The following is a 16,162-nucleotide window of genomic DNA, read 5'->3' on the forward strand; positions in this document are numbered from 1 at the left end:
TCTCGGTTATATTAACGTGGGTGATATATAACAAACTTTATGGATATGGATCGTTCATTGAATTACACCGCCGGGCCTGAAAAGGCGGCATCGCATACGGAAGGTATCACACACCGCCTGCTTCCTGTTCTTCGCCACTGCGTCGTGGCATTTTCCCTCGTTTCCCACGCCCGCTTCGCCGGTCGCTATACCTGGCATCGTCACCGCCTTGTCTTCTCCACGCTACTGAGCGCACTGTGGCCCGGTGTCGCCTGGAAATTTCTGCCCCATGTATAGATAGAGCAAATTTATTAGCACAAATAATACATTTACTTTATTTGTCACCGTCGTTACTATATCGACTGCAATTAATGAGGTTATACCCAAATGGATAGTTCGTTTACGCCCATTGAGCAAATGCTTAAGTTTCGCGCCAGCCGCTATGAAGATTTTCCGTTTCAGGAGATTTTATTGACCCGCCTCTGTATGCATATGCAGGGCAAGCTGCTGGAAAACCGCAATAAGATGCTGAAAGCGCAGGGCATTAACGAGACACTGTTTATGGCCCTGATTACCCTGGAGTCGCAGGAAAATCACAGCATTCAGCCGTCGGAGCTGAGCAGCGCGCTGGGCTCGTCACGCACCAACGCCACCCGCATCGCCGATGAACTGGAGAAACGCGGCTGGATTGAGCGCCGTGAAAGCGATAATGATCGCCGCTGTCTGCATCTGCAACTGACCGATAAAGGACATGAGTTTCTGCGCCAGGTTCTGCCGCCGCAGCACAACTGCCTGCATCAACTCTGGTCAACCCTGACCAACGCGGAGAAAGATCAGCTCGAACAGATCACCCGTAAGCTTCTGTCACGTCTCGACCAGATGGATGAGGAGGACGTGGTCCTTGAGGCGCTACGCTAACGCGAAAAGCAGCTTTAGTTTCCAGGATGAGCAATGTGAAGGGCCAGCTAAGCTGGCCTTTCTGACGAAGGTCGTCGGTACACGCCGACATAACTAAAAATAAGATCGTGGAGAGAATCATGAGCGCAAATGCGGAGAGTTCTACCCCGCAGCAACCGGTCAAAAAGCGCGGCAAACGTAAAGGACTGCTGCTGTTACTGACCTTGCTCTTTGTTGTTATTGCCGTGGCATACGGAATTTATTGGTTTTTAGTCCTGCGTCATTTTGAAGAGACTGACGATGCTTACGTGGCAGGCAACCAGGTGCAGATCATGTCGCAGGTTTCCGGCAGCGTGACGAAAGTCTGGGCCGACAACACCGATTTTGTGCAGAAAGGCGATGTGCTGGTCACGCTTGATGAGACCGATGCCCGCCAGGCATTTGAAAAAGCGCAGACCCAGCTGGCAAGCAGCGTGCGCCAGACCCGGCAGTCCATTATCAACAGCAAACAACTGCAGGCGAGCGTTGAGCTGAAAAAGACCGCCCTTGCGCAGGCGCAGAGCGATCTTAACCGCCGCGTACCGCTCGGCAGCGCAAATCTGATTGGCCGTGAAGAGTTGCAGCATGCCCGTGATGCAGTTGCCAGCGCGCAGGCCGCGCTGGATGTTGCCGTTCAGCAATATAATGCCAACCAGGCGATCGTGCTGGACACGCCGCTGGAAGATCAGCCCGCGGTGAAGCAGGCGGCAACGGAAGTGCGTAATAGCTGGCTGGCCCTGCAGCGTACCAAAATTGTCAGCCCGCTTACCGGGTATGTCTCCCGCCGCGCGGTGCAGCCTGGCGCGCAGATCACTACGTCGACTCCGTTGATGGCTGTGGTCCCGGCAACCAATCTCTGGGTGGATGCGAACTTTAAAGAGACGCAGCTTGCGCATATGCGTATCGGCCAGACCGCGACCATCATCAGCGATTTTTATGGTGATGAGGTTGAGTACAAAGGCAAAGTGGTGGGTCTCGATATGGGTACCGGCAGCGCCTTCTCCCTGCTACCCGCGCAGAACGCGACCGGGAACTGGATCAAAGTGGTTCAGCGACTGCCGGTGCGTGTCGAGCTTGATGCCCAACAGCTCTCAGATCATCCGCTGCGTATTGGCCTGTCAACGACGGTGAAGGTTGATACCTCTGCCCGCGATGGCGCCGTGCTGGCGAAGCAGACGCGCACTACGCCTGCTTATGAGAGTAACGCGCGGGAGATCAATCTTGAGCCAGTCAACACGCTTATCAATAACATCGTGAAAGCCAACGCCGGGTAATCTTATATGAGTGCCATGCAACAGAAACCGCTGGAAGGCGCGCAGCTGGTCATTATGACCATTGCACTTTCACTCGCGACCTTCATGCAGGTGCTGGATTCCACCATCGCCAACGTGGCTATCCCGACGATCGCCGGCAACCTTGGCTCTTCGCTGAGCCAGGGAACCTGGGTGATCACCTCCTTCGGGGTGGCGAACGCCATCTCAATCCCGATTACCGGCTGGCTGGCAAAACGCTTCGGCGAAGTGCGGCTCTTTCTCTGGTCGACGGTGGCGTTTGCCATCGCCTCCTGGGCGTGCGGCGTCTCTAACAGCCTCGGGATGCTGATCTTCTTCCGCGTCATCCAGGGGATTGTTGCCGGGCCGCTGATCCCGCTTTCGCAGAGCCTGTTGCTAAGTAACTACCCGCCGGCGAAACGCTCCATCGCGCTGGCGCTCTGGTCAATGACGGTAATTGTCGCGCCGATTTGCGGGCCGATCCTCGGCGGCTATATCAGCGATAACTACCACTGGGGCTGGATCTTCTTTATCAACGTGCCGATTGGCGCGCTGGTGGTGCTGCTGACGCTGCAAAGCCTGCGCGGACGCGAGACGCGTACCGAGCAGCGGCGTATTGATGGCGTTGGCCTCGCATTACTGGTGGTGGGTATCGGCAGCCTGCAGGTGATGCTCGACCAGGGGAAAGAGCTGGACTGGTTCAACTCGACCGAGATTATTGTGCTGACGATTGTCGCGGTGATCTCCCTGAGCTTTCTGGTGGTGTGGGAGCTTACTGACGATAACCCGATTGTCGATCTCTCGCTGTTTAAGTCGCGGAACTTCACCATCGGCTGCCTGTGTATCAGCCTTGCCTATATGCTCTACTTCGGCGCAATTGTTTTGCTGCCGCAGCTGTTGCAGGAGGTGTATGGCTATACCGCAACCTGGGCCGGGCTGGCCTCTGCGCCGGTCGGGGTGATCCCGGTGCTGCTGTCGCCGATTATTGGGCGCTTTGCGCACAAGCTGGACATGCGTCGGCTGGTGACCTTTAGCTTTATTATGTATGCGGTGTGCTTCTACTGGCGCGCCTATACATTTGAGCCGGGAATGGATTTTGGTGCGTCAGCGTGGCCACAGTTTATTCAGGGCTTCGCCGTGGCCTGCTTCTTTATGCCACTGACGACGATTACCCTCTCCGGGTTGCCGCCGGAGCGCCTGGCGGCGGCCTCCAGTTTGTCGAACTTTATGCGAACGCTGGCAGGCTCCATTGGTACCTCCATCACCACGACGCTGTGGACCAACCGTGAATCGATGCACCATGCGCAGCTGACGGAGTCCGTTAACCCCTATAACCCGAACGCGCAGGAGATGTATAACCAGCTGCAGGGAATGGGGATGTCGCAACAGCAGTCGTCAGGCTGGATTGCTCAGCAGATTACTAATCAGGGGCTGATTATTTCGGCGAACGAGATTTTCTGGGTTTCGGCGGGAGTCTTCCTGATACTGCTTGGGCTAGTTTGGTTCGCCAAACCTCCCTTTGGCGCAGGCAGTAGCGGCGGCGCGCATTAACGCCCAGTAAAAACGCCTCCGCAGGGAGGCGTTTTTTTATTTCACAATACCAAGGATCTCAAGCGTCATGATGGATGCCACGCCCGGTGGCACCATACCCGGGATCCCCTGCTCGCCGTAAGCCAGCTCAGCGGGGGTATAGATGCGGATCCGCCCCCCCACCACCACTTTTTCAATGCCTGTGCGCATCAGCGGCGGCAGCTCGCTAACCCGCCCGCTGTGTACCGCGCCGCGCGACAGCACCTTGCCGGAACTGAGCTTCTCATCAACCCGGAAGCGAATCACATCGCTGGAAAGCAGTGCAACGCCCTGCCCTTTTTTCTCCACCAGATAGACGATGCCGTTGGCGGTGCGCTCAGCGCCTTTCAGCTTTGCCGCCTCGGCCAGCAGCTTTTGTGCCTGTTTCTTGTTCTGCGCCAGCTCGTTTTTCTGCGCATCGCCCATCTTTTTATTCAGGCTTTGCAGCACCTTTTCGATATCGTCGTTTTTCATTTGCAGGCTGCCAGCGAACTTATCCTGAAAGCCCTGTAAAAATGCCTCTGGCAGATATTTTTGCCCGGAGTGGGTCAGCGTAACGCTCTCCTGCTGCGCTTTCGCCGCAAACCAGGCGCCCCAGGCGTAGTTCATCTTCGCGGCGGAGGATTTGTTCTCTGCCAGCAGATAGTGGCCCTGCGTTTTTTGCGGCGCTAACGGCGCAGCACTCTTCAGTTCAGCCTGCGCTTTCTCTTCTGTGCGCTGTTTGAGCTGTGACTCCAGCGTGGCGATACGTGCGGCCTGGGCGCTGATCTGCTTTGTAGCGACATCAAGTTTGCCGCTTATCTCCTCTTTCGCCTGGGTGAGTTGCTTCACCTGCCCGGCGTTTTGCGGTGCAGCGGCGGCTTGCTGCTTTTCAAACTGCTCCAGCTGATGCTGGCGAGTTTTAAGCTGTTGTTGCAGCTCGCTATTCGCTGTGCGAAACGCCTGTAAGGCTTGTGTATCATCGGCGTGCTTCTGGCTCGTCTGCGTCAACTGTTGCTGGCTGCTTTTGAGCTGCTGCTCCAGCAGGCCTTTCTCACCACGCAGACTTTTTAGCGCGTCGCTCGCATGGGCGATCTTCTGCTTTGTTTCCGCCAGTTGCTGAATGTGTGCCTGTAACTGCTGCGTTAACGACACCTGCTCTTTCGCAGCGGCATCTTGCTTACCGGGCAGTACATCCATCGTGGTGCGCTGCTTTTTCTTCAGCGCGGCGATCTGACGTTGCGCTGATGCAAGTTTACTCTGCAGGCGTTTGATTTCTTCACGCTTTGCCTCGCTCTCTTTCGCCTCACTCTGCATTACGACAGATGGCGCAGGCGTCGCGTTCGGCTGCGCCGAAAGGCGATCGGTCATAAACGGAGATTGAGGCCCAACGGAAATAATCTTCTCTTTATTTAACTGTTCTAATAGTGCAGCCGGGTCGGCACGAACCGCAGAGGGTGAAATAGCTGATAGAAACACAGCTGATGAATATAATAGTTTTCTCATAACTGTTTCAGTGCATTTGCGCGCCGGGACATATTAACGAATACCGCGCTGCGTACGCGCGAGCAAACAACTTCAATTTTGTTATCAATTTCCGTCTTCATTATTTCTGCCGAGTTTTTATCAATAATCGGCTGATTTTTTTTGTAGACTTCATAGCTTTGGTTAAGGGTGGTGAACTGCTGCTTGTAGGTTTCAAAGGCCGTATTGTCGAGCCCCTGCAGGGCGGTGAGCAGTTCGTAGCACTGCTGCGTCTCCTGCTTCTGCGGCGCATCCTGCACCAGCGCGGGAGCTTTTGATTTAACGCAGCCGGTTAATGTAAGCGAGAGACAAAAAGAGAGACATACGTAAGAGATGGGTGAGCGCCGCATAATATCCTCGTCATTCAGGCATTCTTTCACTGAAATAGATGCAGAAAATAAATACAGAAGTAACACGTTCGCCTAATAGCGACGTGCGATGCAAACTATCACGGCAAGATTGAAATAACAATATGAAGGCGCGGCAGCGACGAGGATATTATTTATATATTAAGTGCGAGTAATAATTCAGAAAATAAAATAAATATAACGAATAAAAACTTTCTTATAAATTTGGCGGTAAATTAATAGTGCCGCTTCCTGTTAGCCAGAAAGCGGCAATGCAAACTAGATATGCAGTTCCTGCAGTTTCTCTTTCGGCAGGGCCAGATCATCATTGCTGTTGACGCGCACATCGCGATCGAGAATATGACGCGCGATCTCCTGCGCCTCTTCCAGCGAGTGCATCTGGTATGTACCGCACTGGTAAACGTTCAGCTCAGGGATCTGGTTCTGCTCTTTCACTTTCAGCACGTCAGCCATTGCCGCTTTCCAGGCATCGGCTACACGCTGTTCGTCCGGCGTACCGATCAGGCTCATGTAGAAGCCGGTGCGGCAACCCATTGGCGAGATATCGATAATTTCGACGCCATCACCGTTAAGGTGGTTACGCATAAAGCCAGCGAAGAGGTGCTCCAGGGTGTGGATCCCTTTTTCCGGCATAACTTCTTGATTTGGAATGCAAAAACGCAGGTCGAATACGGTGATGGCGTCGCCGTGCGGCGTGTTCATTGTTTTAGCAACACGGACTGCAGGCGCTTCCATACGGGTATGATCGACAGTGAAGCTATCCAGTAACGGCATTTAGTCACCTCCGACAGTGATTTTTTTTAAAATAAACTGAACTCTTTGTTCGCGTGCGAGTCTGAATATATGAAAGACGCGCATTTGTTATCATCATCCCTGTTCTTCAAGAGATGAAATTTCGGCCACAGCGATGTGGCCTTTTTCTTTTCTGCTATGCGTGACGCGCAAGTAGCGCTTCAAACGACTCGCTATCTGCGGCTTCAATCTCCGCCTGACGCGCCAGTGAGGCGTGGCATTCGGCAATAAAATCCTCTTCATGCAGAATTTCCAGCGGCTCTTCACGCAGCTGCGAACGATACTGCTCGCTCAACGCCTTACCCGTTCCGCCCATACCTTCATTGATCATCGAGCGCAGAATTCGCGCCGAGAAGGTCAGCTCAGGATCGTCAAAGCTGGCGACCAGCCGATCGCATACTGCTTCATACTCATTGCCACCGTACACGCCATCCAGCGTTTGCGCTACCCGTTTCAGATCGTTAAACAGATCGCGTCCGACATCGGCGAGCGGGTATTGCGCGGTTTCACAGCCCATACCGAGCGTCAGACCTGGCTTACGCCCTTCGAGGATCACGCGGTTCCAGTTCGTGCGTGTACAGAGCAGCTCATCGCTGCTCATCTCCGGCGCATCGGCCAGCACGCACCAGACCATAAAGAGGTCGAGGAAACGCACCTGCTGCTCATCAACGCCAATCGCGGTGAAGGGGTTAATATCCAGCGAGCGCACTTCGATATACTCGATACCGCCACGCAGCAGCGCATCTGACGGCGTTTCCCCGCTGCGGGTCACGCGTTTTGGTCGAATCGGCGCGTAGAGCTCATTTTCGATCTGCAGAATATTGGTGTTGATTTGCTGATACTTGCCCTCTTTCTGCAGCCCGATCTTCGCGTACTCTTCCGACGGCGTTTTGATCGCACGCTTCAGTGCGACCACGTAATCGTGAAGATTGTTGAAGGTAATATTGAGGCTGTTCTGCGACTTATTGGTATAGCCCAAATCGCTTAAACGCAGCGACGTGGCATAAGGCAGATAGAGCATGCCGTTGTCCATCTTCTCGAAGGGCAGCGACGTCTCTTTACCCTGCAGGAAGGAGGAGCAGATTGCCGGCGAGGCACCGAAAAGATAGGGGATAACCCAGCCGAAGCGATAATAGTTGCGGATCAGGCGGAAATAGCCCTCTGAGACCGCTTCTTTATCGGTGCTGCCGCTTTTCGCCTGCCAGAACGCCATCGGCAGCGAGAAGTTATAATGCACGCCCGAGATGGTTTGCATCAGTGCGCCATAGCGGTTTTTTAGCCCTTCGCGGTAGAGGGTTTTCAGACGGCCGATATTTGAGCTGCCATACTGCGCCAGCTCAATCTCCTGCCCCTCTTTGATGTAGCAGGGCATGCTTAGCGGCCAGAGACGCTCATCGCCAATCTGGCGGGCGGTATAGCGATGGATGTCGCGCATGATAGTGAGCATGCGGTCAATATCACCCTCAACCGGGGTGATAAACTCCAGCAGCGCCTCGGCAAAATCCGTTGTAATCCATTTATGAGTTAATGCAGAGCCAAGCGCTGCCGCATGACCGGTTGTCGCCAAAGACCCATCCGCGTTAACGCGCAGGGTTTCGCGCTCGAGACCACGTTGGATCCCTTTGAGCGCCTGAGGATGTTTTTCCAGCCAGGACAACGCCTGTGATACGTCCGGGATCAAGTTGACCTCCCGCCTGTAATAATCGTTTTATTAAGCATAATTGTAATGGTTGACGATGAAAGGTCACTCACGCAATCCAATTAGTGCCACCACGTCATACCCTGAAGCGTCACAAGGGCGATAGCCACATAGCGTAACGCTTTGCCAAGGCATAAAAAAAAGAGCACTGGCCCCCACGAAAGGCGTAGCCATCCCGCAAGTATGCACAGCAGATCGCCTATAACAGGCATCCAGCTCAATAATAGCGCCGCGGCGCCGTATCGCTTGAGCCAGCCGGTCGCCCTCTCCTGCCAGCGCGATGTTTTACGCTGCGGGAAGAAGCGCCCAAGAATAACGTTAGTCAGCCCTCCAAGGCTATTACCCATTGTTGCTATTACCACAAGCCACCAGGGCTGGCTGACCTTCGCCAACAGCATGGCGACCAGCACCACCTCCGAGTTGCCCGGTAAGATCGTGGCACGGAGAAAACTGCTGGCAAACAGTGAAAGGAGCGACAGCGCATCGCTCACAATACGCGGACATCCACGGCGTCCATACCGGCTGCACGCGCCGCCTGCAGACCGAAATCGGCATCTTCAAATACCACGCATTGCGACGGCTGCACGCCCATACGTTCGGCGCAGAGTAAAAAGGTATCCGGTGCGGGTTTATGGTGCTGAACGTGATCGGCGGCAATCACCGCATCAAAATAGTGTCGCAGGCCGAGATGCGCCAGCAGCGCTTCGGCGACAGCGCTTTCACTCCCGGTGCCAATCGACATCGGGCGACGCCCGTGCCACGCTTTCACCACCTCAATAAGCGGTAATGGGCGCACGCAATCGAGCAGCATCGCTTTTACGGCTGCGGCTTTCTCTTTTGCGAGTAAGTGGGGATCAAGATCGGCCTGGTTTGCCTCGATAATGACCTCGGCGAGACGCCAGGTTGGCGAACCGTTCAGCGCTATCATTGCCTGTTCGTCAAAATGCATGCCGTAACGCGCCAGCACGTCGTACCAGGCTTTGCGGTGGGTTGGTTCAGTATCCAGGATGGTGCCATCCATATCAAAAATCAAACCAGCGTAACGTGCGTACATCATGTTCTCACAAACCGGATAACTAATATTTACTTTAACGTAAACAAGGCTTTTTGTCGCATCCAGCGCGAGATTAGCTTCAGGGAATATGATTTTGGGCAGAATTTCGTCGAAAGTGTGGGAGTTGTGGGGATGATGTTTTTCGAAAGAAAGTAAGGAAGGTCTGAAGAGTCTTCAGAATATGCGTTGTTAAGGGATAAGTATATTACTGGAAAATATGGTGCATCCGGGAGGATGACTCGGCTTTGCCTCGCCCTTCGGGTCGTTGCTGAAGCAACGCTGTCCTGCCTGGTGCTCGCGGTTAGGCCCGCTACCCCCGAGAAAACAGACTCACTGTTATCTCGCAGAAGATGGTGCATCCGGGAGGATTCGAACCTCCGACCGCTCGGTTCGTAGCCGAGTACTCTATCCAGCTGAGCTACGGATGCATCGGGATTACTGCTGTACGATGAAAAGCAAAACTGCTTTTTTATTGAGATGGTGCATCCGGGAGGATGACTCGGCTTTGCCTCGCCCTTCGGGTCGTTGCTGAAGCAACGCTATCCTGCCTGGTGCTCGCGGTTAGGCCCGCTATCCCCGAGAAAACAGTTTCACTATTATCTCGCAGAAGATGGTGCATCCGGGAGGATTCGAACCTCCGACCGCTCGGTTCGTAGCCGAGTACTCTATCCAGCTGAGCTACGGATGCATCAGGAAAACTTTATTTACAACGCAGATTCAGTGCCTTGTTTATCACATTCACACTGAGCAAGATGGTGCATCCGGGAGGATTCGAACCTCCGACCGCTCGGTTCGTAGCCGAGTACTCTATCCAGCTGAGCTACGGATGCATCGGGAAAACTTGCTTTACAACGCTGATTCAGTGTCGCATTACCTCGCCACACTGAGCAAGATGGTGCATCCGGGAGGATTCGAACCTCCGACCGCTCGGTTCGTAGCCGAGTACTCTATCCAGCTGAGCTACGGATGCAAAATGGCGGTGAGGCGGGGATTCGAACCCCGGATGCAGCTTTTGACCGCATACTCCCTTAGCAGGGGAGCGCCTTCAGCCTCTCGGCCACCTCACCACACGCCTCTTACGAGTGCTTCGAAGAGTTCGTTAAGAGCTCATCGTCGCTGCGTGGCGCACATATTACTTTCTGGGCTTTATAAGTCAAACAATTTTTCCCAGCCCTGAATCGTTTGCACACTTCGCAGACAATTAGGCGGTAAAAAGGGCAAAAAGGATGTTTTATCAGCAAAAATTCGCTGCCCAACAGGCATGACATTACAGGTGTATGGCAAACAAAAATGGCGCGAGAAAGTATCAGATGCAGGGAATCTGCAATAAAAATGAGACAGAGAAGCGGGAGAATCGACAGGAGGGTTGCGTCTCGCCGAACAACCGCGAGACGCATAATGGCATCAGAAATTGGACTGCTGGGATTTTTCAGCCTGGATACGCTGGTAGATCTCTTCACGATGGACCGATACTTCTTTGGGGGCGTTTACGCCAATGCGCACCTGGTTACCCTTAACCCCTAATACAGTCACAGTGACCTCATCCCCAATCATGAGGGTTTCACCAACTCGACGAGTCAGAATCAGCATTCTTTGCTCCTTGAAAGATTAAAAGAGTCGGGTCTCTCTGTATCCCGGCATTATCCGTCATACAACGCCAAAACATAAGCGATGACAAACTTATAACATGCAAGTAGCCATGGCATTACATTCTGTAGATGTAAGTTTAGCCGATATACACAACTTCAACCTGACTTTCTCGTTATCAATAGCGTAGTGGCAACAAAGCCATAACCTCAAGGTTATGGCTTGTGCGTTCGCTTTGTAATTATGACAGTTTAGCGCTTACCCAATCTTTAACACTGGCAAGAGCAGCAGGCAGCGCGGCCGCATCGGTGCCCCCGGCTTGCGCCATGTCCGGACGTCCACCGCCTTTGCCCCCAACCTGTTGGGCGACCATTCCTACCAGTTCCCCTGCTTTGACGCGGTCAGTCACATCCTTAGAAACGCCCGCGATGAGAGAAACTTTACCTTCAACAACAGTGGCAAGAACGATAACCGAAGCGCCGAGTTGGTTCTTCAGGTCGTCCACCATGGTACGCAGCATCTTCGGCTCGACACCTTCCAGCTCGCTCACCAGCAGCTTAACGCCGTTGATCTCCATCGCGTTACCGGAGAGGTTTGCACTCTCTTGCGCCGCCGCCTGTGCTTTAAGCTGCTGCAACTCTTTTTCCAGCTGACGCGTACGTTCAATCACTGAACGCACTTTGTCGCCGAGATTCTGGCTGTCGCCTTTCAGCAACTGAGCAATATCCTGCAATTGATCGTTCTGCGCATGCAGGCTGGCAATCGCCGCTTCGCCGGTAACGGCTTCGATACGACGCACGCCCGCCGCGGTGCCGGATTCAGACACGATGCGGAACAGACCAATATCACCGGTGCGCGAAGCATGTGTACCGCCGCAAAGCTCGGTGGAGAAATCCCCCATCTGCAGCACGCGGACGCGATCTTCATACTTCTCACCAAACAGCGCCATCGCGCCGTTCGCTTTTGCCGCTTCGAGATCCATGATGTTGGTTTCGATCGGCAGGTTACGACGAATTTGCGCATTCACCATATCTTCCACCGCGCGAATTTCCGCAGGCTTCATGGCTTCGAAATGGGAGAAGTCAAAACGCAGCGCTTTGTCATTCACCAGTGACCCTTTCTGCGCAACATGCGTACCCAGTACGCTACGCAGCGCGGCGTGCATCAGGTGGGTGGCTGAGTGGTTAAGGCGAATACGTGCGCGGCGCGCTTCGTCAACTTCCGCTTTCACGCCGTCGCCCACTTTCAGCGAACCGCTGCTGAGCTTGCCAACATGACCAATCGCCTGGCCATACTTCTGTGTATCCTGTACGGCGAACGTAAAGCCGTTGCCTTTCAGCTCGCCTTTATCGCCAACCTGGCCGCCCGACTCGGCATAGAACGGCGTCTCATCAAGCACGACAACCGCGTCCTGACCGGCAGCAATAGACTCAACCGGTTTGCCATCGACAAACAGCGCAGTCACTTTGCCGTTCAGCTCAAGCTGGTCGTAACCTTTAAATTCCGTTGCGCTATCAACGCGGATCATCGCGTTGTAGTCTGCGCCAAAGCCGCTGGACTCGCGCGCACGGCGGCGCTGCTCTTCCATCGCCGCTTCAAAGCCCGCTTCATCAACTTTCAGATTGCGCTCACGGCAGACGTCCGCAGTCAGATCGACCGGGAAACCGTAGGTGTCGTACAGACGGAAGGCGGTTTCGCCATCCAGCGTGTCGCCCTGCAGTTTGGAAAGCTCTTCATCCAGCAGCGCCAGACCGCGCTCCAGCGTACGTGCAAACTGCTCTTCTTCGGTTTTCAGAACCTGCTCAACCTGCGCCTGCTGGCGCTGCAGCTCTTCCCCGGCGGAACCCATCACTTCAATCAGTGGGCCAACCAGTTTATAGAAGAAGGTATCCTTCGCGCCGAGCATGTTGCCGTGACGAATTGCGCGGCGAATGATGCGGCGCAGCACATAGCCACGGTTCTCATTCGACGGGATCACACCGTCCGCAATCAGGAAGGCGCAAGAACGGATGTGGTCAGCGATAACACGCAGAGATTTATTGCTCAGATCCGTTGCGCCAGTCACTTTCGCCACCTGCTGGATCAGCTTGGCGAAGAGATCGATTTCATAGTTGGAGTTGACATGCTGCAGCACGGCTGCAATACGCTCCAGGCCCATACCGGTATCCACGGATGGCTTCGGTAGCGGCTCCATGGTGCCATCGGCCTGACGGTTGAACTGCATAAAGACGATGTTCCAGATCTCAATATAGCGATCGCCATCCTCTTCCGGGCTGCCCGGCGGGCCGCCCCAGATGTGGTCGCCGTGATCGTAGAAGATCTCGGTGCAGGGGCCGCACGGACCGGTATCGCCCATCTGCCAGAAGTTGTCAGACGCATAGGCTGCGCCTTTGTTATCGCCGATGCGAATAATACGTTCGCGCGGGATACCGACCTCTTTTTCCCAAATTTCGTACGCTTCATCGTCGGTTTCGTACACCGTTACCCACAGACGCTCTTTCGGCAGGTTGAACCAGTTTTCACCGGTCAGCAGTTCCCACGCGTATTGAATAGCATCATGTTTGAAGTAGTCGCCGAAGCTGAAGTTGCCCAGCATTTCAAAGAAGGTGTGATGACGTGCGGTGTAACCGACGTTTTCCAGGTCATTGTGTTTACCACCTGCACGCACGCAGCGCTGCGACGTGGTTGCGCGGGAATAATTACGTTTGTCGAGCCCAAGGAAAACGTCCTTGAACTGGTTCATCCCGGCGTTAGTAAACAGCAGAGTGGGGTCGTTATTCGGTACCAGGGAGCTGCTGGCAACTACCTGGTGTCCCTTACTATGGAAAAAATCGAGAAACGCCTGACGGATCTCAGCGGTGCTCTTGCTCATAATTATCCTGAAATCAAGCTAACGAAATGTGGCAGCGGATCATCACCATCGCATGGCAGACGCATCCACTACTGGAAAAAGTGGGAATAAGATAAGTTTTCTTTAGTGGGAAGTAAAATCCCGTATGCGCTCAGTCGGCAAAATTTCGCCATATTTCCTGAATATCTTCTTGCATAAAGCCGCGATAGAGCAGAAAGCGTTGCACTTTCACTTTTGCAGCAAATTCAGTGGGCAACGGCTCGCCATATTTGCGCTGCGCCTGATCGCGGGCGCTGCTGACCCAGTCAATCTCGCATTCGCGCATGGCGTTTTCGCTGGTCTCCCGTGCGATGCCTTTCTGGTTCAGTTCCTGGCGAATCCGCACCGGGCCATACCCCTTGCGCGCGCGGCTGGCGATAAACTGCCGGACAAAACGGCTATCGTCGAGAAAGCTATGCTCGATGCACCACGCCACCACTTGATCAATCTCTTCCGGCGTTGCGTCTACCGCCTCCGGGCCCTTCTTTGTCATGATGGGTGCTGCGAGCTTGCGACGAAACTCAAGCTCGCTGTGGTCGCGCATCGCCAGAATACGCATGGCGCGATCGCGTAAGCGCGCCATGGCATTGCGGCGTGAGGTGTTATCAGAAGAGGAGTTATCGGACATCGTAAAATCCTGTCACCATAAAAACAAAAAGGGCTGCATCAGCAGCCCTTGATTACGGATAACGTTATCAGAAATCTTCGTTAGTTTCTTCAACGCCCGCGTCTTTGTCGTCAACGGTGAACTCCGGCGTGGAGGTCTGGTTGCTGAGCAGAATTTCGCGCAGCTTTTTCTCGATCTCTTTCGCAGCAGCCGGGTTCTCTTTCAGCCAGGAGGTCGCGTTCGCTTTACCCTGACCAATCTTGTCGCCATTGTAGCTGTACCAGGCACCCGCTTTCTCAATCAGCTTCTCTTTCACGCCCAGGTCAACCAGCTCGCCGTAGAAGTTAATGCCTTCGCCGTAGAGGATCTGGAATTCAGCCTGTTTAAACGGTGCCGCGATTTTGTTTTTCACAACCTTCACGCGGGTTTCGCTACCGACAACCACATCGCCCTCTTTCACCGCGCCGATACGGCGAATGTCGAGACGAACGGAAGCGTAGAACTTCAGCGCGTTACCACCGGTGGTGGTTTCCGGGTTACCGAACATCACACCGATCTTCATACGGATCTGGTTGATGAAGATAAGCAGCGTGTTGGACTGCTTCAGGTTACCGGCCAGCTTACGCATCGCCTGGCTCATCATACGTGCCGCGAGGCCCATGTGAGAGTCACCGATTTCCCCTTCGATTTCCGCTTTCGGCGTCAGCGCCGCTACGGAGTCGACAACCAGCACGTCAACCGCACCGGAGCGCGCCAGCGCGTCACAGATTTCCAGCGCCTGCTCGCCGGTATCCGGCTGGGAGCAGAGCAGGTTATCAATATCAACACCCAGTTTGCGGGCATATACCGGATCCAGCGCGTGTTCCGCATCGATAAACGCACAGGTTTTACCTTCGCGCTGCGCGGCAGCGATAACCTGCAGAGTCAGGGTAGTTTTACCGGACGACTCAGGCCCGTAAATTTCGACGATACGGCCCATTGGCAGGCCGCCCGCGCCCAGCGCGATGTCGAGAGAGAGTGAACCGGTAGAGATAGTCTCTACATCCATGGAGCGGTCTTCACCCAGACGCATGATGGAGCCTTTACCGAATTGCTTTTCGATCTGACCCAGTGCAGCTGCAAGCGCCTTTTGTTTGTTTTCGTCGATAGCCATTATTACTCCTGTCATGCAGAGTGAAGCGCGTTACGCCCCGTGGTGAATAACTGTTTTGTTGCGGCAATTATACTGTATAGTCATACAGTATCAAGCCTTTTGTAGAAAATGTTGCCAGAGGGTCGTAAGCGCATAGGCCGTCGCCTGACGCCGCACCGATTCACGATCTCCCTGGAAGCATTCGCGCCGCGTGATCCCTTCTCCGTTGACGCAGGCAAGCCCAAACCAGACAGTGCCGACGGGTTTGCTTTCGCTGCCGCCATCCGGCCCGGCGATGCCGCTAATCGAAATCGCATAGTCGGCGCGCGCGGCTTTCAGGGCACCAATTGCCATCTCAACCACCACCGGCTCGCTGACGGCACCGTGCGCGTCCAGCGTCTCGCTTTTCACGCCGATCATTTGCGCTTTCGCTTCATTACTGTAGGTCACAAACCCGCGTTCAAACCAGGCGGAGCTGCCTGCGATATCGGTAATCACTTTCGCAACCCAACCGCCGGTGCAGGATTCAGCGGTGGTCAGCGTCGCGCCGCGCGCCTTCAGCGCTAGCCCGATACGCTCGCTGAGCTGCATTAATTCACTGTCCGTCATGATGGCTCCCATGCCTCCATTAAACCGTGGCGTGAAAGATAGCACTTTCCCGTCAAATATGGGGACAGGATGGCAATTTTACGAGGCGACTTCCGAAAAAAGCAGTGTGATAGAGCGGAGAAGTAGTGAGGGGAAACCCGGTGAGCCGACGCGTCACCGGGTATTT

Annotated in this window: 15 protein-coding genes and 5 tRNA genes; 4 read left to right on the forward strand and 16 right to left on the reverse strand. The window is 54.3% G+C overall.

Annotation, left to right across the window (positions count from 1 at the left end; all coding sequences use genetic code 11):
• Positions 1–45 precede the first annotated feature (45 nt).
• The 4 genes from HF650_RS18760 to emrB all read left to right on the forward strand — a co-directional run bounded on the left by HF650_RS18760 (position 46) and on the right by emrB (position 3,737).
• Positions 46–276 (forward strand): hypothetical protein, encoded by a 231-nt coding sequence (locus HF650_RS18760; protein ID WP_187799886.1) that lies wholly within the window; start codon positions 46–48, stop codon positions 274–276.
• 90 nt (positions 277–366) lie between these two features.
• Positions 367–897 carry a transcriptional repressor MprA gene (gene mprA, locus HF650_RS18765; protein WP_023480518.1) on the forward strand — a complete coding sequence of 177 codons (531 nt, stop codon included), beginning with the start codon at positions 367–369 and terminating at the stop codon, positions 895–897.
• A gap of 119 nt (positions 898–1,016) precedes the next feature.
• Positions 1,017–2,189 carry a multidrug efflux MFS transporter periplasmic adaptor subunit EmrA gene (gene emrA, locus HF650_RS18770; protein ID WP_187799887.1) on the forward strand — a complete coding sequence of 391 codons (1,173 nt, stop codon included), beginning with the start codon at positions 1,017–1,019 and terminating at the stop codon, positions 2,187–2,189.
• 15 nt (positions 2,190–2,204) lie between these two features.
• Entirely contained in the window at positions 2,205–3,737 is a 1,533-nt protein-coding gene (emrB, locus tag HF650_RS18775) for a multidrug efflux MFS transporter permease subunit EmrB (protein ID WP_187802762.1), read from the forward strand.
• Between the two features lie 36 nt (positions 3,738–3,773).
• On the opposite strand, the gene HF650_RS18780 is transcribed toward emrB, so the two are convergent.
• The 16 genes from HF650_RS18780 to pncC form a co-directional block, all read right to left on the reverse strand.
• The gene (locus tag HF650_RS18780; protein WP_223284212.1) at positions 3,774–5,105 is read right to left on the reverse strand and encodes an FKBP-type peptidyl-prolyl cis-trans isomerase N-terminal domain-containing protein; all 1,332 of its coding nucleotides are present in this window, start codon (positions 5,103–5,105) and stop codon (positions 3,774–3,776) included.
• Positions 5,106–5,236: 131 nt separating this feature from the next.
• Positions 5,237–5,608 carry a hypothetical protein gene (locus tag HF650_RS18785; RefSeq protein WP_223284213.1) on the reverse strand — a complete coding sequence of 124 codons (372 nt, stop codon included), beginning with the start codon at positions 5,606–5,608 and terminating at the stop codon, positions 5,237–5,239.
• 276 nt (positions 5,609–5,884) lie between these two features.
• Positions 5,885–6,400, reverse strand: a complete 516-nt coding sequence (gene luxS, locus HF650_RS18790; RefSeq protein WP_023480587.1) for an S-ribosylhomocysteine lyase — start codon at positions 6,398–6,400, stop codon at positions 5,885–5,887.
• 154 nt (positions 6,401–6,554) lie between these two features.
• On the reverse strand, positions 6,555–8,099 hold the full coding sequence (gene gshA / locus HF650_RS18795) for a glutamate--cysteine ligase (protein WP_187799889.1): 1,545 nt from the start codon (positions 8,097–8,099) through the stop codon (positions 6,555–6,557).
• Between the two features lie 80 nt (positions 8,100–8,179).
• Entirely contained in the window at positions 8,180–8,608 is a 429-nt protein-coding gene (locus tag HF650_RS18800) for a YqaA family protein (protein WP_187799890.1), read from the reverse strand.
• On the reverse strand, positions 8,605–9,171 hold the full coding sequence (gene yqaB / locus HF650_RS18805) for a fructose-1-phosphate/6-phosphogluconate phosphatase (RefSeq protein ID WP_187802764.1): 567 nt from the start codon (positions 9,169–9,171) through the stop codon (positions 8,605–8,607). The genes HF650_RS18800 and yqaB overlap by 4 nt, the downstream gene beginning before the upstream one ends.
• Positions 9,172–9,522: 351 nt before the next feature.
• Positions 9,523–9,599, reverse strand: a tRNA-Arg gene (locus tag HF650_RS18810).
• A 183-nt stretch (positions 9,600–9,782) separates the two neighbouring features.
• Positions 9,783–9,859, reverse strand: a tRNA-Arg gene (locus HF650_RS18815).
• Between the two features lie 65 nt (positions 9,860–9,924).
• A tRNA-Arg gene (locus HF650_RS18820) sits at positions 9,925–10,001 on the reverse strand.
• A 63-nt stretch (positions 10,002–10,064) separates the two neighbouring features.
• A tRNA-Arg gene (locus HF650_RS18825) sits at positions 10,065–10,141 on the reverse strand.
• 4 nt (positions 10,142–10,145) lie between these two features.
• A tRNA-Ser gene (locus tag HF650_RS18830) sits at positions 10,146–10,238 on the reverse strand.
• Between the two features lie 337 nt (positions 10,239–10,575).
• On the reverse strand, positions 10,576–10,761 hold the full coding sequence (gene csrA / locus HF650_RS18835; RefSeq protein WP_023480680.1) for a carbon storage regulator CsrA: 186 nt from the start codon (positions 10,759–10,761) through the stop codon (positions 10,576–10,578).
• Positions 10,762–10,999: 238 nt separating this feature from the next.
• On the reverse strand, positions 11,000–13,630 hold the full coding sequence (gene alaS / locus HF650_RS18840; protein ID WP_187799891.1) for an alanine--tRNA ligase: 2,631 nt from the start codon (positions 13,628–13,630) through the stop codon (positions 11,000–11,002).
• Positions 13,631–13,760: 130 nt separating this feature from the next.
• The gene (gene recX, locus HF650_RS18845) at positions 13,761–14,276 is read right to left on the reverse strand and encodes a recombination regulator RecX (RefSeq protein WP_187799892.1); all 516 of its coding nucleotides are present in this window, start codon (positions 14,274–14,276) and stop codon (positions 13,761–13,763) included.
• A 67-nt stretch (positions 14,277–14,343) separates the two neighbouring features.
• Complete coding sequence (gene recA, locus HF650_RS18850) at positions 14,344–15,408, reverse strand: recombinase RecA (protein WP_187799893.1); 1,065 nt, start codon at positions 15,406–15,408, stop codon at positions 14,344–14,346.
• A gap of 90 nt (positions 15,409–15,498) precedes the next feature.
• The gene (gene pncC, locus HF650_RS18855; protein WP_023480601.1) at positions 15,499–15,996 is read right to left on the reverse strand and encodes a nicotinamide-nucleotide amidase; all 498 of its coding nucleotides are present in this window, start codon (positions 15,994–15,996) and stop codon (positions 15,499–15,501) included.
• Between the last annotated feature and the right edge of the window lie 166 nt (positions 15,997–16,162).

The organism is Kosakonia sp. SMBL-WEM22 (genome assembly GCF_014490785.1).
Lineage (GTDB): Bacteria > Pseudomonadota > Gammaproteobacteria > Enterobacterales > Enterobacteriaceae > Kosakonia.

What these genes read in the sequence shown, in the direction of transcription:
- HF650_RS18760 (WP_187799886.1), top strand. Translation starts at nt 46, where the DNA reads ATGGATCGTTCATTGAATTACACCGCCGGGCCTGAAAAGGCGGCATCG.
- mprA (WP_023480518.1), top strand. Translation starts at nt 367, where the DNA reads ATGGATAGTTCGTTTACGCCCATTGAGCAAATGCTTAAGTTTCGCGCC.
- emrA (WP_187799887.1), top strand. Translation starts at nt 1,017, where the DNA reads ATGAGCGCAAATGCGGAGAGTTCTACCCCGCAGCAACCGGTCAAAAAG.
- emrB (WP_187802762.1), top strand. Translation starts at nt 2,205, where the DNA reads ATGCAACAGAAACCGCTGGAAGGCGCGCAGCTGGTCATTATGACCATT.
- HF650_RS18780 (WP_223284212.1), bottom strand. Translation starts at nt 5,105, where the DNA reads ATGACCGATCGCCTTTCGGCGCAGCCGAACGCGACGCCTGCGCCATCT.
- HF650_RS18785 (WP_223284213.1), bottom strand. Translation starts at nt 5,608, where the DNA reads ATGCGGCGCTCACCCATCTCTTACGTATGTCTCTCTTTTTGTCTCTCG.
- luxS (WP_023480587.1), bottom strand. Translation starts at nt 6,400, where the DNA reads ATGCCGTTACTGGATAGCTTCACTGTCGATCATACCCGTATGGAAGCG.
- yqaB (WP_187802764.1), bottom strand. Translation starts at nt 9,171, where the DNA reads ATGTACGCACGTTACGCTGGTTTGATTTTTGATATGGATGGCACCATC.
- csrA (WP_023480680.1), bottom strand. Translation starts at nt 10,761, where the DNA reads ATGCTGATTCTGACTCGTCGAGTTGGTGAAACCCTCATGATTGGGGAT.
- alaS (WP_187799891.1), bottom strand. Translation starts at nt 13,630, where the DNA reads ATGAGCAAGAGCACCGCTGAGATCCGTCAGGCGTTTCTCGATTTTTTC.
- recX (WP_187799892.1), bottom strand. Translation starts at nt 14,276, where the DNA reads ATGTCCGATAACTCCTCTTCTGATAACACCTCACGCCGCAATGCCATG.
- recA (WP_187799893.1), bottom strand. Translation starts at nt 15,408, where the DNA reads ATGGCTATCGACGAAAACAAACAAAAGGCGCTTGCAGCTGCACTGGGT.
- pncC (WP_023480601.1), bottom strand. Translation starts at nt 15,996, where the DNA reads ATGACGGACAGTGAATTAATGCAGCTCAGCGAGCGTATCGGGCTAGCG.